This is a genomic window from Brasilonema octagenarum UFV-OR1, from assembly GCF_963888615.1.
GTDB classification, from domain to species: domain Bacteria; phylum Cyanobacteriota; class Cyanobacteriia; order Cyanobacteriales; family Nostocaceae; genus Brasilonema; species Brasilonema sennae.
This window is the reverse complement of the sequence record NZ_CAWPKW010000346.1, coordinates 1-22,235: the sequence shown is the minus strand read 5'-3', so window position 1 is coordinate 22,235 and position 22,235 is coordinate 1. Positions and strand designations below refer to the sequence as shown.

Below are 22,235 nucleotides of genomic sequence, written 5' to 3'. Positions count from 1 at the left end.
AGAAAATTGTGATCCAAAATCATGCTCTCTTCCTTACCCCGAGCCGTTTTGCTTGTGGACGGCTACAACATCATAGGCACTTGGTCTTGCTTGAAAATAACCCGTGACACTGCTGGATTAGAGGCAGCCCGTTACGAATTAATCGAAGCTTTGATTGGCTACAGTGCGTTTCAAGGTTATGAGACTCAAGTCGTATTCGACGCTCAATATCAAAACAGCTGTAGCAGCAGACAAATTATCACAGAGCTTCTATCGGTTCATTATACAGAGTTTGCGCAGACAGCAGACACTTACATCGAAAAAGTCTGTGCATCTTTACGCTCCTCACTAGCCCAATCTCTTATTTCTCGGATGATTGTTGCTACATCAGATCGAGCACAACAGTTGATGGTACAAGGGTACGGGGCTGAATGGATGTCAGCACAGCAACTGTGTTATCAGGTAGAAGCCACTGTTTGTCGTGTGCGGCAAAAATCTAAGGTACGAAAACATTCTAACACAAGGTTCTTAGCTAATTCTATCGACGCCAAGGCACGTCAACGTTTAGCTCAGATGCGTATGGGACTATAAAACATTCACGCGTCTCATTATTATATGCCCTTCCTTGCCCGCTGCGCGTTCGCTTTGCCTTTGCGCTTTGTCCTGATCTCCACAGGACACGCACAAAGCGAACGGAACTTACAAAGACAGCTTCCTTGTGGAGGAGATACGGCACCTGTTAAATGTGAACGCACCCTACAATTTAAGGTTTACTTTATAAATCATCTGTGAGTTTTGAGTTTTGAGAGCCAGTACCTGTGTTTTTAACTTTCTCCTGCTGGTTGAGAGGAACTGTGAACGGCAAAGGCTTGCAAATACTACTGTTTCGCGTCTACCAAAAAAAATCCAAAAAATTTTCCAAAAGTACTTGCCAAATCCTTATTTAACAACTATTATTATTATTCAGAGCGTTCCTCAGTAGCTCAGTGGTAGAGCGATCGACTGTTAATCGATTGGTCGCAGGTTCGAATCCCGCCTGGGGAGTTAAAAAAGATAAATAAAGTTCTAGCGAATTTCCTACATAAAACTGTCGTTTTTTGGCGTTGCTGAATCAGGGTATGAATTGTCATTCTGAGCGTAACGAAGTGAAGCGTTCGCGAAGCGTGCGCCTTTGGCGCTTAGAATCCTGGTAGATGCTAGCTTGCGGGAAGCCATTTCGTGTCTGCATTTCGCTGAGTCCCAAGGGGACACGCTGCGCGTTCGCCCTTGGCGTGCACTTTGCGCTTACGCTGCATTCAGCATGACAAAACTAGATTCATACTTAAAATCAGTAACGCCCGTTTTTTTGGCAATTAGTTGCAGTTAAACAAGCGGACTTATCACTTCTCCAGTTAGAAACAATTCTGCCTGAAATTCTTCTTTGAGAGCAGCTTAGAGCAAATATTATAATTGCAATTCTAGGTCGCTACAAATATGACATGCCATTTTAACAACAGAGAAAGCACGATTCCCCGTTGTCTGAAAACCAATTTTAGTCATCCTCTAGACTTGCCAGTAGCTTAAGTAGTAGCAAATAAAGTTGCTCCTGTTCCTGCTCATTTAAACCAGAAAGCAACTGGCGCTCATTCTCCACATGTTGCGGAATCAGTTCATTGATGAGGTCATATCCCTTCTGAGTCAGACGCACTAACCAACACCGTCGATCATTTGTAGCATCATACCGCTCGACTAAACCCCGTGCTTCCAAACGATCAACGCGATTGGTGATGGAAGCTGGTGTGACTAGGACAAATTGAGCTAATTGAGAAAGGGTCATCCCCTCAGGTGGCGAAGAACGGCGCAGTGTTGCGAGGACTCCAAACGTTGCCGTATTCAAGTCATACCGGGCAAAGAGCTTTTCAGTCGCCTTTTCGAGTTCTAGGGCTAAACGAAGCACTGCCAGCACTCGCACCATCGGGCGTGGGTCGATTTCCGGTCGCGTCACTTGCCAGTCGAGCGCTACTTGTCTAATCCTATCTGCTTTGTTCATCTTTAACTTTGTGAGTTGCCTACGACTGAGTGACCAAGAACTGTTAAACCGCCCAAAAACAACACTCTAGCAACTTAAGACCATGAGTAGAGCGGCGAGTTCAACCATTAATATTTTAGCCCTAAATATTACTTTATGTGTATTTTAGACCATAAATAGTTTAACGTCTAAATATCTATTACTATAATTTAAGAGTCAATAGTAGCTATTCTTGAAGAGGCTATATTCCATGACCCAGAAGCAAACCGTCAATGGGATTGTTGAATCCGTGCTATATGTCGAAGACTTGCCACACTCAGTTGAGTTCTATAAAGACCTATTCGGATTTGAGAAAGAGATCATGGATGAAATGATCTGTGTGCTCCGGGTGCCCAACCGACAAGCCCTCATCCTGTTCCCCAAGAGCATCGCTCAAGAGCCTGGGAGGACAACATCTCCCGTCGGTACGGTAGAGGGGGTGATTCCTCCTCATGGTGGAAGTGGTCGCTTGCATGTAGCGTTCTCAATTGCAGCGTCCGAGCTAGAGTTTTGGGAAAAACGACTGGCTTCCCGAGGTATCGCCATCGACAGCAAGGTTCATTGGAAACAGGGTGGCTGGAGCCTGTATTTCCGAGATCCGGATGAACACCTCCTTGAATTGATCACTCCAGGTCTGTGGACATTCTATTGATGCTGACAAAGCGCAAAACCCAACTAAGGAACGCGGGTGTTGCGTTGAACGAAGTGAAACTTAAGCTACAGTAATCCACTTCGCGCTCCAGCATCCGTTGCTACTCCCAGGCGGTTTAGAACGCGAATGCTACCCACGCCCCGTCCTCAAAAAATTTTGGCAATACAATGGTATTGGATGTATGTATGGATGAGCTAATTGGAGAATCAAAACTTGCTTTCGACGACATAGGAGCAGGCGAACCTGCCTTACTCTTGTTTCCAGGATGGTGTGCTGACCGAGGGATATTGGCAGCATTTGCGGAAATCGAAAGCAAAAAGCGAAGAGTTATCAATGTTGATTTACTGGGACATAACGAATCACGGCGTCCAGAGGGAGACTTTGGCAGTGAAGATATGATCCGTGAAACTATTAAGCTTGTAGATTCACTTAACATAAATGAATTCGTCACAGTTTCAGTAGCACACGCTGGATGGATAGCGATTGAACTAAGGCGTAGGTTGGTTCATCGCGTTCCAAAGATGGTCTTTCTGGAGTGGATCATTATTGAGCCGCCTGAGATATTCTTTGAGACCTTGGATAAGATACAAAAGCCCGATCAATGGCAAAGTGCGCGTGACGCACTATTCATCGGTTGGTCGGTAGGTGATCTTAACCTCGCCAAACCCTTCCATGAGTTTATGACAAATTACGATTTCGACATGTGGTCGCGCGCGGGTCGAGAAATAGGCAGGTCATACAGAGAATTTGGCAGTGCTTTGCAGGCGCTTGAGACGCTTGGTTCATTTCCAACAGTGCTCAATATTTACTCACCAACGCAAATGAAGAGCCTTTATTCCCTACCGGATGACACCAAATATCTTGAAGCACAACAAGTTTTTGCAAATAAATTCCACTGGTATCACATTTATAGATCGAGTTCGAGGAGCCATTTGCCTTCTGTCGAAGTTACGCAGGAAGTCGCAGACGCAATTGAATACTTTCTTTGTGGTTCTGCATCATAACTTTCGCCCGCGAATAGCAAGGAACCCGAAACCTACGTGTAGCAACCTGCAATAAAGGCGTTTAGGCTAGTTGCAATTAATTCTGGTTGAAGTGGATGATTGCAGATCGCTGCAATTAATCAGTCCAGTTCTTAGCGCGTTCAACTGCTTTTTGCCAAGTTATAAAGTTTTCCAAAGCGTGATTTCTCCCCACACCAGGTAAAAACACGCGTTCAATTTGTCGTTGCTGCACGAGTACGTGATCACTATCCCAAAATCCAGCAGCAAGACCTGCTGCAAACGCGATACCTTGGACTGTCATTTCGCGTATCGCTGGACGTTCAACTGGTATCCCTAACACATCTGCTTGGAACTGCATGAGGAAGTTATTCTCACAGGCACCACCGTCCACACTCAGTCGTTCGATGGGAATAGTGTTGGATCCTTGAATTGCCTGTACAACTTCCTGAACTTGGTAAGCCAATGCCTCCAGTACTGCACGTACCAAATGCTCGCGCTGTACCATTGCAGTAATTCCAAAAAAGGCTCCCCTAGCACTCATATCCCAATGAGGAGCACCTAATCCACTAAATGCAGGCACAAAGTAAACTCCGCCGTTATCTGTGACTTGATTTGCGAGCACCTCAGTTTCAGCGGCAGTTGTGATTAGAGTAATGCGATCGCGTAGCCATTTGATGCAAGCCCCACTCGTGAATATGCTACCTTCCAATGCATAGCTCACGTCCAAAGTTGCGTTTGTGTTTGCTTGAGTCCATGCCAAAGTACTCAAAAGTTGATGTTGTGAACGCACGATTTGAGAACCAGTGTGAGCGACTAAAAAGCTCCCAGTACCATAAGTACATTTCATCAATCCGGGAGAATGACAGCCATGTCCAAACAAAGCAGCTTGTTGATCTCCCAAAATGGCAGTGATGGGAATTTCAACGCCTAACAAGCTAGCATCAGTCACTCCAAAAGTTCCCAAGCTAGGCTGAATTTGGGGCAGGATATGACGAGGTATCTTAAACAGAGTCAGCAGTGTTTCATCCCACTCACACCTTGCCAAATTCATCAGCATGGTACGGCTGGCGTTGCTGTGATCAGTGGCGTGAACTTTTCCACCCGTTAGGTTCCACAGCACCCAGGTATCAATCGTTCCAGCTAAAATATTTGTGAGGTCAACGCCTGGAAAATGCTCTAACAGCCATGACAGCTTTGTGGCTGAAAAATAGGCATCAACAATGAGTCCTGTGCGATCTGAAATCTCCTGCGCATATCCTTGCTCTTGTAACTGATGGCATAAAGGAGCAGTGCGGCGATCTTGCCAGACGATCGCCCTATGGAGAGGTTGACCAGTTGTTTTATCCCAAATTAAGCAAGTTTCCCGCTGTACTGTTAGTCCAACAGCGATAATTTCATCAGGAGCAATCTGGGCATTTTTAATCGCAGTTTGCATCACCCAGCAAGTTGCCTGCCAAATTTCTAATGGATCATGTTCCAACCATCCAGGCTGAGGATAAAACTGTGTCAGTTCTTGATATGCCTGACCAACAATCTTACCATCTGCGTTAAACAAAAAGGCACGGTTACCTGTTGTACCCAAATCCAATGCCAGGATGTAGCCCGATTTTTGCATATAAATTGAGAGATATTGTTGTGTTAATAACTTTAACTCACAAGCAATAACAAAGCTCCAAGGCATTATGCACATGGAGCTTTTGTATCAATTTTGTATCAATATTGAATGGCGCGATCGCCGGTATATGCCCAGAGGGGTTTCCTTCAAGAAACCCCTCTCCCCAAAATCTCCGATTTGGGGCAACCAAGCGAAGCTTGTTTGGGGCATAGGGCGCGCTATGCGATCACCTATCTTGCCTAACCGTTTTTACTTTTTACCTTGTTGGTGTTGTTGTGGGCGTAGGTGAACTTGTGGGTGTAGGCCCACCAGTATAAGGTGTCGTTGAACCAGGTGTAGGCGAGCTTGTAGGTGTTGCTGTGGTAGGTTTACTGGTTGTTCCTCTGGTACCTGGTTTATTAGTTGTTCCTGTGGTAGGTTTTTTGGCAGGAGTTTTTTTGCCTCCTGTGGTGCGAGGTTTAGCTGTACCTGTTGGTGTGGGGGTGGCTGTACCTGTCGGTGTAGGGGTGGTTGTAGTTGCGGGCATTTGTGCCTGGACTAATGATGGAAATGTAGCTACTGGTGCAGCAACTGCCATACCAAAAACTAGGGAGGCTGCAATGGTTTTAAGAAGCTTACTCATCTTAACTAATCACTCCTCTTAACATTAAAGTAAGTACTTCTCCCTGATTTTATATCTGATGTTGTCATAAGAAACTAGTGTTATGATATCTTTTCAAGGTAATCTAGTTAACTGGTGGGTATTGAGATATTCACTCTTTTTTCTACTTTTTCACGCTCGACAAGTTGAGATAAAAACTACTTAAAACACATGCATTACGCAGTTTTATAAAATAAGGTAAAAATTCCTAAAAATCAGTATATGAAGAGTTATGTCACCTAAAATAAAAAATAGAAAACCTCCTATAAAGGAACTTTCAGACTCAATCACTACTCCAAGTAAACTATATTAGTAAAAAAGAAAAGTGATAAAAAATACATTTTTTGGAGCAAATTATCAAAGATTTCTCCAATTTATAGATATTTGTGAAGTCAAAATAAAACTCTACACAGTGACTTTTTTATATACTTTAGAGTTAAGTGTATTTTCATCTTTCACGTAAAATGGCGAACCACAGTTCATCCACCCAAGAGTTTTTGAACCACAAACTTTTGACAAAATCTCCTTGATAGGAATTTAAATTCAAAGATATCACGTAGTTCTTGGGACAAAAAATAAATAAAAGCCGTCCAGGAAGGACGGGGATTTCATACCGTTTCACTTTAAAGTTGATACATATGAGTAAGCAGGGGAAGTTGCGGAAGTTGCGGAAGTTGGGAGAGTGAAATATATCAGGATTTTGGTGAAAGAGCATCACCCACTTTTTTGGTAAGCTACTAACGTTATATGGGCGCAGCACCAGCCGAAATATTTAATTGCTTATCAATACTTTTACCAAAAAAAGAGGTAGTCTAACTTTTGCCAAAACAGCCATAGACTTGCCTATGCTTAATTATTAGGCAAAACCTAAAATCCTGACCCAGACATACAGGACAGTCAAAATTACTTCCACAAAAACCATACAGGATTTTATTGACTCAGTTTTTTGCCGGATGGGAAAAATAAATCTGTATTAAGTAGGTAGGTAAGAATAAACCGAACTATGTTAAGAAATGTGAAAACTCTGAAACTCTTACAATGACTAATGACTGCCTTGACTAGTTAACTTTATTTGTACCGACCTACTTATCTGAATTTTTTCTATATCAAGCCTCCTTAATTGGCGAAGGTATTGCTTATAAATCATTTTTACCTTGGGAAATCCGTTCAATGATTTTACTTGTTGAACGATTTTCTAAAAAGGGCAAGAATTCAATCGCTCCACCGTAGTTTTCTACTACGGGTGTTTCTGGTAAAGTTTCTTTCGTATAGTCGCCGCCTTTGACGTAGATATTGGGGCGCAGCTTGCTAATAAGGTAACTGGGGCTATCTTCTTCAAAAGGAATGAGATAATCAACACAAGCTAGTGCAGCCAGAACCTGCATCCTATCTTCTAACGGGTTTATGGGACGAGTTGATCCCTTGAGACGGCGAATGCTGTTGTCGGAGTTAACACCAATAATCAGAATGTCGCCTAATGCTTTGGCGCGTTGAAGATAGGAGACGTGTCCTGCGTGAAGTATATCAAAACAACCATTAGTGAAAACTATCTTACCTCCTGCGATGCGATGGGAGGAGACAAGGACAATGAGTTGGTCTAAATCACAAATATGTTTGTAAGAGGTAGGGAGTGGACAGGGAGAGAGAGAGTGAGGTAGGGAGGGAGTCATAATTTCTTTAGTCTAATGATTCGTTATTCTCAGATACTTTAGTGATATCTGGACTGATGTGGCAAGTCTGCGATGACACTTGAAACAAAAAAAATAGAGTGCGCACTTTGTGAACGCACTCTACTTGAGATCAAAAAAATGAACTACGTATGAAATATTACAGTAACCAGAGGCACAAACGCCAGCAGGTAACTATTCCAAGATTGTAATTGAACTTCTGGAACTGGTTCTGGCTGTGCTAACAGGGCTTCTATCCTCTGTTCTAAACGATCTACGTGACTAGAACCCAATGCAGCACAGCAAATTTCTGAGGATATAGGCGGGCTGCTAACCACCAACAAAAGTGATTCTGCAAGCAGTAAAGGATCTACCTGTGAAGCAGCGTGTGCATCAGCGCGTAGTTCGCGCAAGGCTAACAACTCTTGCCACAAAGCTTCTGTGTTTGGTAACCACGCGGTACAGGAACGTACCCAACCCAGCCAGAAAAACCAGAATGTATCCCGGTAATGGTAATGTCCTTGTTCGTGTGCTAAGACAGTTTCCAATTGTTCTGGTGAGAGAGTGTGCAGCAGTCCTTGGCTGAGGACAAGTTCGGGTTGCCAAAATCCAATTTGACCGGCAAACGGTACCCCTGTATCTAGAACTCTTACTTGTCTACCTGCAACATCAACCAGGGAACAGTTGCGAGCGGATTTCACAGACTGCCATCCTCCCCATGCTAGTTTTATGCATAAAATTGCACAAAAAGCAAGACTAATAAATGCTAGAACATAGCTCAACCAACCTGTCTGTAACCCGCTCATTTGACCTTGGGGTCCCATGCAAATGACGGCGATCGCCGTCATGAAAATGAGCAACGGTGGAAAGAAAAACAAAAATAGGGCATATTGCCATCGTTTATTCCAAGTTGCTTGGGGTTGTGTCCATTGGCATCTTATCCAATAAACAACGATTATTGCAGCCACAATCATTATTAGATGCATTATTGTTCCTCCCTGGCTTGGCGTGCGGCTTGAATGCGTTTGGCGATCGCCTGTATTTGCTCAGAAGCAGTTTCATCCAAACTATCTGCAAAAGCAGCAATAACATCGGGGTTTCCCACCGCCAAAAATCGCTGTAACTGTTCGTGCGCTCTAATAACGTCTGCTTGCTGCTTTGTCACCAATGGCTGCCAATAGTATGCTCGTGCTTTTTTTATACAGGCTAGCCACCCTTTATCGGTGAGGCGACGCAGTACGGTAGTCACAGATGTATAAGCGAGTTCTCGGTTGGGGTCAGTTAGAATTCGGTCGTGCACATCTTTAACTGTACCTGAACCGAGTTCCCAGATGATATTCAAAATCTCTGATTCTAACGGGCCAACAGACAGTTGTTTCGGGCGATAATTGGGTAAAGGTGCCATATCGATTTGGGATTTGGGGTTTTGGATTGGAGATTGTCAATAGTTAGTTGTTCTCAAAAGCACCACTAACTACTACTAGTCACCATATCAGCAGGAATAGCCTCAGTTTGCTAGTAGAGGGCAATTTGAACGCCAAACACAGTTTTTGTAAATTTGTTGTTAATTTCAGATTACCGTTGATTTGCCAACAGATGAAGACTGGTGTGTTGATAACAGCAGTGAGAATCAACTTCATTACTCTGATTCTTGCATAAACTATCACTACGGTGGTTGACGCTTGTTACGGAGAAATATTATTTTCGGCAGTAGTATTCAATCAGGTGTACTCAAGGCGTGAAGCTATTCATTTTCCACACTCCGGAATTAACTCCAACAGATAAAGTGCCAGAATGCGCGATCGCAGTCGATGTACTGCGAGCTACGACAACAATGGCGACTGTTTTGGCAGCTGGAGGTGAAGCTGTCCAAGTGTTCAGTGATTTGGATCAACTTTTAGCAGTTAGCGAAAAATGGTCCAGTGAAAAACGCCTACGAGCAGGAGAACGTGGCGGGTCAAAAGTTCCTGGCTTTGATTTGGGTAATTCTCCTCTCGATTGTACCCCAGAAGTTGTACAAGGACGGCGCTTGTTCATCAGTACCACTAATGGCACCCGTGCTTTACAAAGAATACAGGATGCAAAAGCAGTACTTGCAGCTGCTTTTGTCAACCGTGCAGCAGTGGTGCAATATCTGTTGGAAAAGCAACCAGAAACAGTTTGGATAGTCGGTTCAGGTTGGGAAGGCAGTTTTTCTCTAGAAGATACGGCTTGTGCAGGTGCGATCGCTCACAGTGTTGTACAGCAGACCAAATTGTCACAAGATGAACTGGCGGGTAACGATGAAGTTATTAGCGCGATCGCTCTTTACTCTCAATGGCAAGATAACTTGTTGGGACTTCTTCATCTTGCAAGTCACGGCAAACGTCTGTTGCGCCTGAACTGTGATGAAGACCTGAAATATTGTTCTCAAACTGATATTTTAGATGTCTTGCCCATACAACAGGAACAAGGAGTTTTAGTTAGTAAGAAGTAAAATCAATAATCAAGCAATTCTTTTTGACTTCTACAATTTGTCCCCTTCTAGACAACAACCAGGGAAGGGGTTCAAAGCTTTTTTCATTCACGTCAAACACATCCGTTCATGGAACTACTGAGGCTGTTAAGGAACTCTTGCTTTAACCATTGGTATTACAAGCATCGACAATACAAGAAATTGCATCCTTGACTAAAGTTTCGATTTTTCCCTTACTAATTGAAGGCTCAGAAAACATGAAATTTAAAATCATTGTGCCTTTAAATGTTGTAATAGCAGCACCAAAAACACCACCAAAAACTGCCTGTGCAGGCACAAAACTAATCTCTTCAAGTTTAAATAAACCATAATCACTGGGAATGTCTATTCGACCAATATTGGTAACACTTACTGTCATGGGTGCTTTATTTGGGCGAGACAGAAGAGACTCGTAAATTTTCTTGGACATCAATACTATACTAAAGATATCCTCACTTTCTAAACTGACTTTTAATTGTTGTCTGACATTCCGTGCTAAATCCGAAAAAGATGTATTTGTGTATAGGTTATGTAATGTGGTGATAGCCGAAGTTAATATACCTAAGTTTTCCCGATTAACTTCTGGCTTGAAGCGTTTTCTTAAATCAACAACAGAGGAGCAACTAAAGCGCAATTTTTCTTGATTTTTACTTCTAATTTCTGTGGCTACTGCCAACATCATTGCTGCACATAAAGCACCTTGTACCGTTGTTCTTTGTTTTCTGCAAAATTCTATCAACTGTGTAGTAATTTCTTTATTAAGCTTTCTCTGAACCATGTTACAACGACGTAATTCTGGAGAAACATACTTCTCAAATTTTAGAGTTTCAGGACGATGCAAACCTAGTTTGAGCGTGAAGCGCAACAAAAAGAAAATGCTCTTTATTGCTGTAAATTTTACCTGCATTGATTTGGGCATCAATTCTTGAATATCAGGAAGTGGATGTAAGCTAGAAAGACTCTCTTCTATTTCGCCGTCTACTATTTTCTGGCAGTAAGTCAAAATTTCTGAATGCAATTGAACAGTTGATAATCCATCTGATATAGCATGGTGCAATATTGTCAGTAAATAATTTAGTTTTTCATCGGGAAACGTAATTAATACTGCGCGTATTAGACATTTATCACTTTCAATAGGTTGATTCAATTCTGACAAAACAACTTCTTCCCACTGCTCGCTAGACTGCTTAGAGACTACACGCAAAGGAATTTTTATTGCTCCACAGTCAAAGCATAGACTATCTAAGGCACCGACAATACGAGAATTAAGGCGCGGGTGACGAGTTTGAATTAAGTCAAGAGCTTGTCTAACTATTTCTTCTTTTAAGCCTCCCCTGACGCGGCTAATCGTTACTATATTAAAAGAACCTGCACAACGATTTAAAATTTCCATGCTTTGCTCGTTAGGAGCAAGTTTTCTGTTGCTTGTCATGAGTCGTTAACCGCAAAAAAACGGCGTCCTTTGGGTAGAATTACCATGTTACAGTCTGTTTAACTCTTCTTTGATCAGCAGCCAGTTTGATTCTAGGCTCTCTGTAAATTTGAAATTAGTAGTTTAGTAAAACATTTTTTATTTGATTATTGTACGTTCGTTGGCTTGAAGGTAATGGGGAGAGCCTTGAGGCTGCGAAAAGCAACTTTGTTTCGCCACTCAACTTTATCTTGTGATAACTGTAAATCAGGCAATTGTTGCACAAGAGCATTAATAGCAATTTCACCTTCAATCCGCGTCAATGCTGCACCCAAACAATAGTGGATACCATCAGCGAAAGCTAAGTGACTATTATTAACTCGTGTAATATCAAAGCGATCTGGATCAGGAAATTGTGCAGGATCGCGATTTGCAGCGCCTAAAACAACAAGAACTTTCTCACCAACTCGAATAGTAATACCATCTAAATCAATGTCTTCAGTTGCCACTCGTGTGGTGATTTGGATTGGGCTATCATAACGTAGAATTTCTTCCACAGCACTTTGGATAAGCATTGGTTGTGTCTTGATCTGTTGCATCTGCTGTGGGTGACGCAATAGGGCAAGCATACCGTTACCTATGAGATTCACTGTCGTTTCTTCACCAGTAAAGAACAATAACATACAGACAGAGATAATTTCTTCTTCACTTAGCTTGTTATCCTGTTCTTTAACTGTAATCAACGCACTCAGCAAATCCTGTTGCGGGCTTTTTTGGCGTTGTGGAATCAAGGTTTTAAAGTAATTTGTAAATTCCAGCGCAACTCTATTCATCTGCTCGTAGTCTTCCAGAGATCTGAGCGGATCTAAAATATTAGATAGTTCATCAGACCAATGATACAACTTCAACCAATCTTCAACAGGTACCCCCAGGATTGCGGCAATAACATTGCAAGGTAATGGGCAAGCAAAATCGGATACTATATCCATGTAGCCTTGATGGCGAATTTTGCTAATTAATTCATCAGTGATTTGTTGAATTTGGGGACGCAGAAATTTGACGCTTGTAGAAGAAAACGCTTTACTAATCAGCCCTCGCAACCTGGTATGCTCTGGCGGATCTAAAAATATTAACCATTTGCTAATGGCTTGTGCAAGTGTATTGAAATCCTTCTGCTTCAAATAATTGCCTTTGTGTTTAACATTGTTTGGCATTTTATCAACACAAAAGCGAGGATCACGCAAAACTGCTTTGGCATCAGCATAGCTAGTAACTACCCACATACCCTTAAAGCTCTGGTGTATTGGTTCAACAGAGCGCAGTTGGTGGTAGATGGGATAAGGATTCGCTTGAAACGCTGGGTGATAAGGATTAAATTTGACAGCTTTTGCAATCTCTGATTTTTGAGTCTTATTTGTATTGGCAATTGGCTCCATTTTACAAATCTCCTGTGATTATCCAAACTTGATAGAAATGACTTATTTTGTAAAACTTACAGGTAAAGCCTTTAAGCCACGTATGACTATACTCTTTTTCCACTCTAGCTTGTTTGAAGCTAACTTTATATCAGGGAATTGTTTAATTAGTGTATTAATAGCAATTTGCGCTTCCACGCGTGCTAATGCTGCTCCTAAACAATAATGAATACCATCAGCAAAAGCAACGTGTTGATTTTGTCCTCGATTAATATTTAACTCGTCGGGTTCTGGGAACTGGGCTGGATCTCGATTAGCAGCTCCCAAGCAAAGAACTATTTTTTCACCTGCTTTTATTGTTCGGTTACCGACTTCTAAATTATCAATAGCAATACGCGTTAACATTTGAATTGCACTATCATAGCGAATTATTTCTTCTACAGCATTTTGGATTTTTGTTGGTTCTGTTTTGAGTTGTTCTATTTGGTTAGGGTGTTGTAGCAATGCCAGTATTCCATTGCCTATTGTATTCCCTGTAGTTTCTTCACCTGCCCCGAATAACAATGTGCAAATTGCCAATATATCCTTTTGACTTAACCTGTCATTTTGCTCTTGAGCTGCAATCAAATTACTAATCAAGTCTTCTTGTGGATCTTTTTCTCGTTCGGCAATCAGAGTACGTAAATATTCCTGAATCTCTTCTGTAGCTTTATTCATCGCTTGATATTCTTCTAGTGACACCAGTGGATCTAAAATACGAGACAAAACATTAGTCCACTGATGAAGCTGCTGTTGAGCTTCTTTTGGTATTCCCAACAGCCTACTAATTACACTGACAGAAAGTGGACTGGCAAGATCGGCAACAATGTCCATACTCCCCTTGTGCCGAACTTTGTCAAGCAATTCATCCACAATTTCCTGAATCTGAGGACGCATACGCTCAACAACTACAGGAGAAAAGGCTTTACCTACCAATGCACGTAATTTAGTATGGTCTGGTGGGTTCATATAAAATAAAAATCGGCTGGTGGTATAAGCAAGAGTATTTAGATTCTTTTGCTTGTCTTTGAGATATTTGTTTCTTTCTTGTATTGATTTTGGTCTATCATCAGTCCGAACACAACCACTTTTTAAAACTGCTTTGACATCGGCATAGCGGGTAACGATCCAATCACCTCCAATAAAGTATCTATGTACCGGCTCTGACTCTCGGAGGCGATGATAAGTTGGATAAGGATTAGCGTTAAACTTAGGATCAAAAAGATTGAAGTTGAATGCTTTTGCTGACTCTAATTTTTCGGTCTTTGTAGTACTAATTGCTTCTTGGTTCATATTTATCAAATTTTCAATTTTTAGATTTTTTCAAACACTAGCTGGAGATTTGCTTGATGACAATGAATTATATTCCTCTGCTAAATACTGCGCTAGTATTTCGATGCTAGGGTATTCCCAGAAAAGAATAATTGCAAGTTCACAGCCAATCCATTGACCTAATTCACCTGTCATGCTGACTGCCACTGCTGAATCTAAACCATATGCAGTAAAAGGTTCTTGAATGTCTATTTCATCAGGAGGTATGTTCAGGTACAAGGCAAGATGAGAAATCAACCAGGTTTGGATTTCTTTTTCTGTCAAAGTTGGTTTGAATGATTTCTGCTCAGTCTCAGATTTATTAATATCTGAATTAACATCTGAAGAATGCACTTGTTCCCAAAGGTTGTCTACTTCTGCTTGAAGTTGTTGTAAGTCTGTTTCCGTAAGATTCGCAGTCCAATCTCCGACAACATCCAAACTTTTATCCAGAAATCCAACTCGACAAGCGTGACGCTGAACTTTACCACTAGAAGTTTTCGGGATGCTCGCCGTCTTTAGCAGCACGATCGCATAAACTTGTAACTGGTGCTGCTCTGACACTGCTTGACGAATAGACTTAACAACTTGATCTACATCCAACTGACGTAAGTAAGTACGTTCTATCTCTTGAGTAATAACTAGCTGCTCAACACCATCTATCTCCACAGAAAATGCTGCCCCGCAGTTTGCTCGCAGTGCTGGATGACTATTCTCAACTGTGAATTCAATATCCTGGGGATAATGATTTTGCCCTCGAATGATCATCATATCTTTGAGGCGACCTGTGACAAATAGTTCGCCATTGAGTAAAAATCCTAAATCTCCAGTGCGTAGAAATGGCCCTTCTTTTGTGTTTTGTAGTTGAGCATTGAAAGTTTGTTGCGTCTCTTCCGGTTTGTTCCAGTAGCCACCAGCCACACTCGGTCCTGCAACCCAAATCTCTCCTATTTGTCCATCCAGACAGCGAGTTAATGATTCTGGGTGAACAATGACAATTTTTTGGTCTAAGCTACTATGACCAACACCAACAATCGCTCTTGCATCTTCGTCCTTGCTTGTAGTAGTTACAATTAGATTCTGCTTAAAAGCTTTATCTTGCACAAAGCGAATCACTGGCGGCTCTTTTTTCAAACCTCCAGACACAATTAAGGTTGTTTCCGCCATTCCATAGCAGGGGTAAAAAGCACTTCTTTTAAAACCACAATCTGCAAATGTTGCTGAAAACTTCTCTATAGTTTCCGCCCGTACAGGTTCAGCACCATTGAAAGCAACCTCCCAACTGCTCAAATCAAGCTGTTGGCGTTGTTCGGGAGTAATCTTATCAACACACAAATCATAAGCAAAATTAGGCCCCCCACTGGTAGTTGCTTGATAGTCAGAAATAGCTTTTAGCCAGCGAAAAGGTTTTTGTAGGAAAGACTCTGGCGACATCAGCGTAACTGAACAACTTCCATATACAGGCTGCAGGACTCCACCAATTAACCCCATATCGTGGTAAGGAGGAAGCCAAATCACACCTCGACTGTCAGGTGTATGCTCAAAAGCTTGATAAATTAAAGCAGAATTATAGAGTAGATTGTCATGATTTACCATCACCCCTTTCGGGTTTCCTGTTGTACCAGATGTGTATTGGAGAAGTGCCAGTGAGTCGTTATTAATTTCAGGAAAATACCAATCATTTGCTAAATTCTCAGCTATATTATCAGTCGCTATACATTGCAAAGCTGCTAATTCTGATTCTTCTTTGAATCTTTCTCCCAATTGAGTCATGACAGATGAGGTGGTGAGTGCAAAAGTTGCTTGTGCGTCTTTTGCAATAGCTTGCAATCTTGTCATCCGCTGTTTGCCTCGCGGTGGATACACAGGCACAACAGTTACACCTGCATACAAACCCCCAAAAAAAGCAGCAATAAATTCCAGTCCAGGTGGATAGAGAAGCAGCACTCTTTCTCCAAAAGCTTCCATGCTTTGAAGCAATGCGCCAATGGCGCGTGCTTTTTGGTCTAATGTTTCATAAGTGAAGCTAAGTTTTTCTGTTTCTCCATCTACCAAAAAGGTATATGGGACATGGTTTGGTTGTTGTTGCGCCCTATAACGTAACAGGTTAACTAAAGTCGCTTCTTGTGGAGAATCTGCTGAAAATAAATCGTGATACATCGCTGTTTTGTACTTGAAATAGTTAAAAAGAGGAAGTCAATTGGGTCTGTAATTGATGAACTAAATCAATCAAATTGATGTCTTTAAACATCATCTCTCGTGGCAACTCTAAAGCGAGGTCTTTTCTGACGCTATTAACTAGTTGAGTTGACATCAAGGAGTCCAACCCCAAGGTATTGATTGATTGCTCAACATTTAGATGAGATGGAGCCAGTCCCAACACTTTGGTAATCTGTTTTGTTAAATATTCTTCAAGCAGTTGCTGCTGTTTTTCTGGGTATGCCGCAAGTTGCTCTCGCGTTAGGGAAATAGTCGATTCAGGGATGAGTGTATCTAAATCTGTGGGTTGACTGGTCAAAGAAGATTGATGTTTAGAGGTTGAGAATGCAGTTTCCTGATGATTGCTAACTAGATCGCTGTCTAGCCAATAGCTTTGTCGCTCAAAAGGATAAGTGGGTAGTTGTAAGTGATCGCGGCAATAGTCGCCATCAAACTCTGACCAATTAACAGGTATTCCTAAAACATAAAGTTCTACCAAACTGGACAACAATTGCTGCCAGTTGGATTGTCCCGGACGTAAACTTGGAAGCCAAACCCCAGTTTCTTCAGGCAGACAAAGGATGCCCATTGACAATAGATCGGCCTTTGGTCCAATCTCAACAAATACCGTGACTCCTTGCTGATACATAGTTTGCATCCCTGTTGAAAACCTCACGGGTTCTTGGAGCATATTCTTCCAATACTCCATGATGCTCATGGCATCACTAGACAGCTGCCCTGTGACACAGGAAATTATCGGGATTTGGGGAGCAGAGAAAGTGTAATCTGACTCATACTGAGTAACATTTGACTCTGGCTGTTCTATAAAAGGATAGTGAAAGGCGTAGGATCTATTCCACCAAAGCGTTGTGACTCCTTGTGCTTGCATCACAGCCATAACTGCATTGACTGCTTGTTGCTCGCCGGAAATTAAAACCACCGGACCGGCAAAGACACTAATAACAATTTGGTTAGCGTAGGGTTTAATTGCAGCTGCCACTCGCTCTTCGTCTGCAAACACGCATAGCATCCCCCCTTTTGGGAGGCGAGATTGGATATACTCCTCCCCGGAGATTAACAGCTTAATTGCATCTTCTAAACTAAAAATCCCGGCAACGCAGGCAGCAGCATAGTCTCCCAAGCTTGTTCCCATCACAACCGATGGTTCAATCCCCCAAGATTTCCATAACTCGTAAAGTGCTATTTGCAGCGTCAATAATGCCGTGCAGTAGCCAATCTCATCGGTACGAGCTTCCCCAACACTTGTGGGATAAAGAAAGTCGAGAAGGGACTTTCCGAGTAACGGCTGGGCGATCGCATTACAGCGATCAATAACTTGGCGAAAGATGGGCGCTTGTTCGTACAGTTGACGATCCAGTTCCAGTGTCTGGTTAATCATTCCAGTGAACAAAAATCCGATTTTTGGAACTTTCTTTGGCTTTACCAAACCACTCACTAACCCGACGGACTCCTGACATAATGCAAACGCCTCCAAACGCTCTGCAAATTTTCCTGTAGAGTCCCCAGTAACTGCGAGCCGATGGTTAAATGAGGTTCTGCCAGTATTGGCACTAAAACAAACATCGGCAATTGACACATCAGGATGATTAACTAAAAACTTGTGATAACGGTGGGCTAGCGATCGCAATGCTGTTTCAGTTTTGGCAGATAAAGTCAGCACATGCACAGGACGTTCAATTACGTCATCCTTTTGGCTTTTGACTTTTGATTTTTGACTTTTACTGGCTGCTCCTTCCATCACTATATGAGCGTTTGTACCGCCAAAGCCGAACGTACTCACGCCTGCAATGCAGGGGCGATCGCTTCCCCAAGGCTCCAAAGTTTGCTGCACTTGCAACGGCAGTTTATCTAACGCCACATTCGGATTTGGCTGCTGAAAATGCAAGTTTGGCGGAATCTGTCCATACTTGAGAGACAACGCCACTTTAATCAATCCGGCAATTCCACTGGCTGCTTCTAAATGTCCAATGTTGGTTTTGACGGAACCGATTCGACATTTATCTCCAACAGAGCGATTCGCACCTAAAACAGTTGCTAGGGCTTTGAGTTCGATCCCATCCCCTAACAAACTTCCACTACCTTGCGCTTCGATATATTGTACTAAACTTGGTGAAATCCCAGCATTTTGATAAGCCTGTCGTAGTAATGCTTGTTGTGCTTGGAGATTGGGAGCACCCAGTCCATGACTGCGTCCATCTTGGTTGACTGCACTACCCCGGATGACTGCATAGATGGGGTCAGAGTCTGCCAATGCTTGAGATAGCAACTTCAAAACCACAACACCAACTCCCTCACCACGAACGAAGCCATCGGCTTGAGCATCAAATGCTCTGCAACGTCCTGTAGGCGATATCAACCCTGCATTTGTTAGGCTTGCTGTCACTTCAGGGAATAGTGTGATGTTCACGCCTGCGGCTAAAGCTAAGCTAGATTCCTGACTACGCAGACTCTGACAAGCAAGATGAACTGCCATTAGAGAAGAGGAACAAGCGGTGTTAATTGACAAACTCGGCCCCATCAAGTTAAGCACGTAGGAAATACGGTTAGCAACAACACTGCTGAGATTGCCAGTAACTGCATAGGGATTTGTCGTGCGTGCTTGTGCCATCATTTCGTAGTAATCAGAGCCGGCAATACCAACAAAAACTCCCGTTGCGCTTCCTGCAAGTTTTTGAGGGATTAACCCGGCATCTTCCAACGCTTCCCAGGTGACTTCCAGTAACAGCCGTTGTTGAGGATCTATGCTGATAGCTTCTTGAGGGGCAATGCCAAAGAACTGCGGGTCAAATTGATCGATTTGCTCTAGAAAACCACCTTGTATAAGTTGCGACTGCGATGAAGTGGGGTCACGAATAAAGCAGGAATGTAGATGCTGGCGTTCGGAGAGAATGGGCGCGATAGCATCAACCTTGTTGCAGAGCAGCTGCCAGAAAGCTTCGGGATTAGTTGCACCCGGAAAACGGCATCCAATACCAATGATTGCAAGAGGTTCAATACACATTTTCAGTCAAGCTAAAAATCTCGATTATGTTGGTTTTAGACCTCTGTATAGTTAAAAATCTTTATCTTAAGTAATCTTACGACGTTACACACGTGATTTCTTCTATTCCTTTTGAAGGATTTTTATAAAAAATAAAATATTCAAAAGAGTAGATGATTTTTGCGTTTCTTTTTGCAGTTCAGTTAACTGCTCCCAACCCCGCTAAATATCCGGTTGTCCAAGCACTTTGAAAGTTAAAGCCGCCAGTGACACCATCAATATCCAAAATTTCTCCAGCGAAGTAAAGCCCTGGAACTAATCGACTTTCCATTGTTTTAAAGTTGACTTCTTTAAGGTTGACACCGCCACAGGTGACAAATTCTTCCTTAAAAACTCCTTTGCCTTTTATTTGATATTCTCCTTGAGTCAGTTCTTGCACCAACTGGTTGAGTGTTTTGTTTGATAATTCTGCCCAACGGTCTTCTGGTGTGATACCTGCACGCGAGATAATGTATTGCCAGAGGCGGTGGGGTAAGTCTACGCCGCGATGTAGGGCGATCGCCCGTTTTGCCACTTCATTTTTGACTGCTAGTAATTTCTGTCGGACTTCTTCTGGCTGGAAATCGGGTACCCAATTAATATTTAAGGTGGCTTGATAGTTGTTTGAGTGCAGCACTCTGGCACCCCACGCAGAAAGTTTTAGTACAGCTGGACCACTAAAACCCCAATGGGTGATCAGCAATGGTCCTGTTTGTTCTAATTGGGGAAATCCTGGTATGCTTAAGCGCAACCGCACAGGGTTAACACTCACACCAGCCAACTTCAAAACAAATTCATCTTTGATATTGAAGGTAAATAAAGAGGGGACTGGTGGTTCAATTGTATGTCCAAACTTCTGTGCTATTTTGTAACCGACAGGGTTGCTACCTGTGGCTAAGAGTAGGCGATCGCACTCCAAAATCTCTCCCGACTTTAGAGAAATTTCAAAGTTAGGAGTGCTGAGTTGTTTGACAGCAACAATCAGTGTTTCTGTACGTATGTTTACCCCAGCTGCTTTTGCTGTATTTATCAGACAGTTGACTACAGTTTCAGAAGTATTAGTCAGGGGAAACATTCTACCATCAGGTTCGGTTTTGAGTGGTACTCCGTGGGTAGCAAACCAAGCGACTGTATCCTTAGCTTGAAAGCGCGTGAATGCACCTAGCAAAGCTTTCCCGCCTCTGGGATAATTTTGTACCAGTCCTGACGGATCAAAACAAGCTTGAGTGACATTGCAGCGTCCGCCACCAGAAATGCGGACTTTTGCCAGGACTTCGCGACTGGCTTCAAGTATTGTCACTTGCGCGTTAGGATGTGCTTCGGCTGCTGCGATTGCACCAAAAAAACCTCCCGCACCACCACCTACAACTATGATCCGTAGCGGTTTCACTTTCTCGTTTCTGCTCCTTATTTACTAGACATCATTTGACATCGGTAAACAATTCCTGCTTTATAGTAATGATAAACATCTTTGATCTAGAAAAACTAAAACAAGGCAATGCCCAGTAAGGTACAAACATCAGTACAGTCACATCACCGCAGGTTATGGATTTGGCTTATCGTTATTCCTGGGTTATATTTGCTGCTAGCTTATGTTGTTTTACCTGCACTATGGCGTCATTACGAGCACAACTCAAAACTAGAGCATTCTCCCAAAACCACGCAAACGGCTGAAGGTATACCTGGCGACCCGCTCAATGTTGGATTGGTTGGTACAAAAGCTGAAGTGGTTCAGGCAATCCTGGCAGCAGGCTGGTATCCGGCAGATCCAATTACCTTTAAGTCCAGCGTTGGCATTGCCAAAAGTGTGTTATTGAAGCGTCCCTATCCTAATGCTCCTGTTAGCAATTTATACTTTTTGGGACGCAAGCAGGATCTTGCATTTGAGCTACCGGTAGGTAACAGCGCCAAGGAACGTCATCACGTTCGCTTGTGGCAGACTAACAATTTGAGCCCTGATGGCAGACCTCTGTGGCTTGGTAGTGCAACATTTGATATCAGTGTTGAACTCAGCCGCTTTACAGGACAAATTACCCATCATATTGACTCGAATATTGATGCAGAGCGAGACAACTTTATCCAAAGCCTTGAGAAAGCACATCTTTTTACTAACCTGTATCAAGTGACAGGAGTAGGAGCAACCTTGCTTGGTCGTAATGGCGGCGGCGACTGGTATAACACCGATGGAGAGTTAACAGTTGGCGTACTTTCACTCAATAACACCGTTCAATCAATAACCCCAACCCGGTTAACCAATCCGGCTCCCGTTGAGATCAAGAATCGAGCTTGGTTATGGTTGCGGCATTTATTGACTAATCAGTAGTAATTGACACTATTAACTAAGTATTTCAATATTTTGGGACTTACACACTTGTATATGATATCGCAGTCCTAAATCCTGAGCCGCTGCGGGCACCCTGCGCGTTAGCCTCTGGCGTGCGCTTGCGCTTACATGAAAACAAGACTCCCGACTTCTCCAAAAAGTCGGGGATCTATATCTTCAATTTATGGGGTGTCCCCCGAAGGGAGGTGTCACCAACAAACGGTGCGATCCAACCCCACAAAATGTTGGTTTTGTTGGGTTTGGCAAAGCCTCATTAACCGAGTAGTATTGCAAACCGGGGGTCGGTCAAAGGAAACGATCGCTCCACTTTCAGAGCAGGGCTGATATCATGTCCGGTGAAAGACTTATCATTAAGACGGCTCTTAGCAGGGGGCTCTT

Annotated in this window: 17 protein-coding genes and 1 tRNA gene; 6 read left to right on the top strand and 12 right to left on the bottom strand. The window is 42.8% G+C overall.

Annotated elements, in window-relative coordinates:
* Positions 1-21 precede the first annotated feature (21 nt).
* Positions 22-570: an NYN domain-containing protein gene (locus AC5590_RS31285; RefSeq protein ID WP_169267157.1), complete on the top strand. Its 549-nt coding sequence runs from the start codon at positions 22-24 to the stop codon at positions 568-570.
* Between the two features lie 381 nt (positions 571-951).
* Positions 952-1,023 (top strand) — tRNA-Asn (locus tag AC5590_RS31280).
* A 487-nt stretch (positions 1,024-1,510) separates the two neighbouring features.
* Here AC5590_RS31280 and AC5590_RS31275 read toward each other — a convergent pair.
* Entirely contained in the window at positions 1,511-2,008 is a 498-nt protein-coding gene (locus AC5590_RS31275; RefSeq protein WP_169267156.1) for a MarR family transcriptional regulator, read from the bottom strand.
* A 229-nt stretch (positions 2,009-2,237) separates the two neighbouring features.
* Between AC5590_RS31275 and AC5590_RS31270 the strand changes: the two genes are divergently transcribed.
* Entirely contained in the window at positions 2,238-2,678 is a 441-nt protein-coding gene (locus AC5590_RS31270; RefSeq protein WP_169267155.1) for a VOC family protein, read from the top strand.
* A gap of 185 nt (positions 2,679-2,863) precedes the next feature.
* The gene (locus AC5590_RS31265; protein ID WP_169267154.1) at positions 2,864-3,682 is read left to right on the top strand and encodes an alpha/beta fold hydrolase; all 819 of its coding nucleotides are present in this window, start codon (positions 2,864-2,866) and stop codon (positions 3,680-3,682) included.
* 115 nt (positions 3,683-3,797) lie between these two features.
* On the opposite strand, the gene glpK is transcribed toward AC5590_RS31265, so the two are convergent.
* From glpK to AC5590_RS31240, 5 genes are all read right to left on the bottom strand, one after another.
* Entirely contained in the window at positions 3,798-5,297 is a 1,500-nt protein-coding gene (glpK, locus tag AC5590_RS31260) for a glycerol kinase GlpK (RefSeq protein ID WP_169267153.1), read from the bottom strand.
* A gap of 256 nt (positions 5,298-5,553) precedes the next feature.
* Positions 5,554-5,919, bottom strand: a complete 366-nt coding sequence (locus AC5590_RS31255; RefSeq protein WP_169267152.1) for a hypothetical protein — start codon at positions 5,917-5,919, stop codon at positions 5,554-5,556.
* Between the two features lie 1,154 nt (positions 5,920-7,073).
* On the bottom strand, positions 7,074-7,607 hold the full coding sequence (gene rfaE2, locus AC5590_RS31250) for a D-glycero-beta-D-manno-heptose 1-phosphate adenylyltransferase (RefSeq protein WP_169267151.1): 534 nt from the start codon (positions 7,605-7,607) through the stop codon (positions 7,074-7,076).
* A 143-nt stretch (positions 7,608-7,750) separates the two neighbouring features.
* Entirely contained in the window at positions 7,751-8,590 is an 840-nt protein-coding gene (locus AC5590_RS31245) for a M56 family metallopeptidase (protein ID WP_169267150.1), read from the bottom strand.
* Entirely contained in the window at positions 8,590-9,009 is a 420-nt protein-coding gene (locus AC5590_RS31240; RefSeq protein ID WP_169267149.1) for a BlaI/MecI/CopY family transcriptional regulator, read from the bottom strand. Before AC5590_RS31240 ends, AC5590_RS31245 begins: the two co-directional genes overlap by 1 nt.
* A gap of 333 nt (positions 9,010-9,342) precedes the next feature.
* Here AC5590_RS31240 and AC5590_RS31235 point away from each other — a divergent pair, with 333 nt between their 5' ends.
* Positions 9,343-10,080, top strand: a complete 738-nt coding sequence (locus AC5590_RS31235) for a 2-phosphosulfolactate phosphatase family protein (protein WP_169267148.1) — start codon at positions 9,343-9,345, stop codon at positions 10,078-10,080.
* Positions 10,081-10,222: 142 nt separating this feature from the next.
* Here AC5590_RS31235 and AC5590_RS31230 read toward each other — a convergent pair whose 3' ends face one another.
* The 6 genes from AC5590_RS31230 to AC5590_RS31205 form a co-directional block, all read right to left on the bottom strand.
* Positions 10,223-11,530 carry a phthiocerol/phthiodiolone dimycocerosyl transferase family protein gene (locus tag AC5590_RS31230; RefSeq protein ID WP_169267147.1) on the bottom strand — a complete coding sequence of 436 codons (1,308 nt, stop codon included), beginning with the start codon at positions 11,528-11,530 and terminating at the stop codon, positions 10,223-10,225.
* Positions 11,531-11,676: 146 nt separating this feature from the next.
* Positions 11,677-12,945: a cytochrome P450 gene (locus AC5590_RS31225; RefSeq protein ID WP_169267146.1), complete on the bottom strand. Its 1,269-nt coding sequence runs from the start codon at positions 12,943-12,945 to the stop codon at positions 11,677-11,679.
* A gap of 42 nt (positions 12,946-12,987) precedes the next feature.
* The gene (locus AC5590_RS31220) at positions 12,988-14,256 is read right to left on the bottom strand and encodes a cytochrome P450 (protein WP_169267145.1); all 1,269 of its coding nucleotides are present in this window, start codon (positions 14,254-14,256) and stop codon (positions 12,988-12,990) included.
* A gap of 30 nt (positions 14,257-14,286) precedes the next feature.
* A complete protein-coding gene (locus tag AC5590_RS31215; protein ID WP_169267144.1) occupies positions 14,287-16,434 on the bottom strand; it encodes an AMP-binding protein in 2,148 nt (715 codons plus the stop codon).
* Positions 16,435-16,456: 22 nt separating this feature from the next.
* Complete coding sequence (locus tag AC5590_RS31210) at positions 16,457-19,495, bottom strand: type I polyketide synthase (RefSeq protein ID WP_169267143.1); 3,039 nt, start codon at positions 19,493-19,495, stop codon at positions 16,457-16,459.
* A gap of 178 nt (positions 19,496-19,673) precedes the next feature.
* Entirely contained in the window at positions 19,674-20,903 is a 1,230-nt protein-coding gene (locus AC5590_RS31205) for an aminoacetone oxidase family FAD-binding enzyme (protein ID WP_169267142.1), read from the bottom strand.
* A 108-nt stretch (positions 20,904-21,011) separates the two neighbouring features.
* On the opposite strand from AC5590_RS31205, the gene AC5590_RS31200 reads away from it, so the two are divergent.
* The gene (locus AC5590_RS31200; protein WP_169267141.1) at positions 21,012-21,836 is read left to right on the top strand and encodes an LssY C-terminal domain-containing protein; all 825 of its coding nucleotides are present in this window, start codon (positions 21,012-21,014) and stop codon (positions 21,834-21,836) included.
* Positions 21,837-22,235 lie beyond the last annotated feature (399 nt).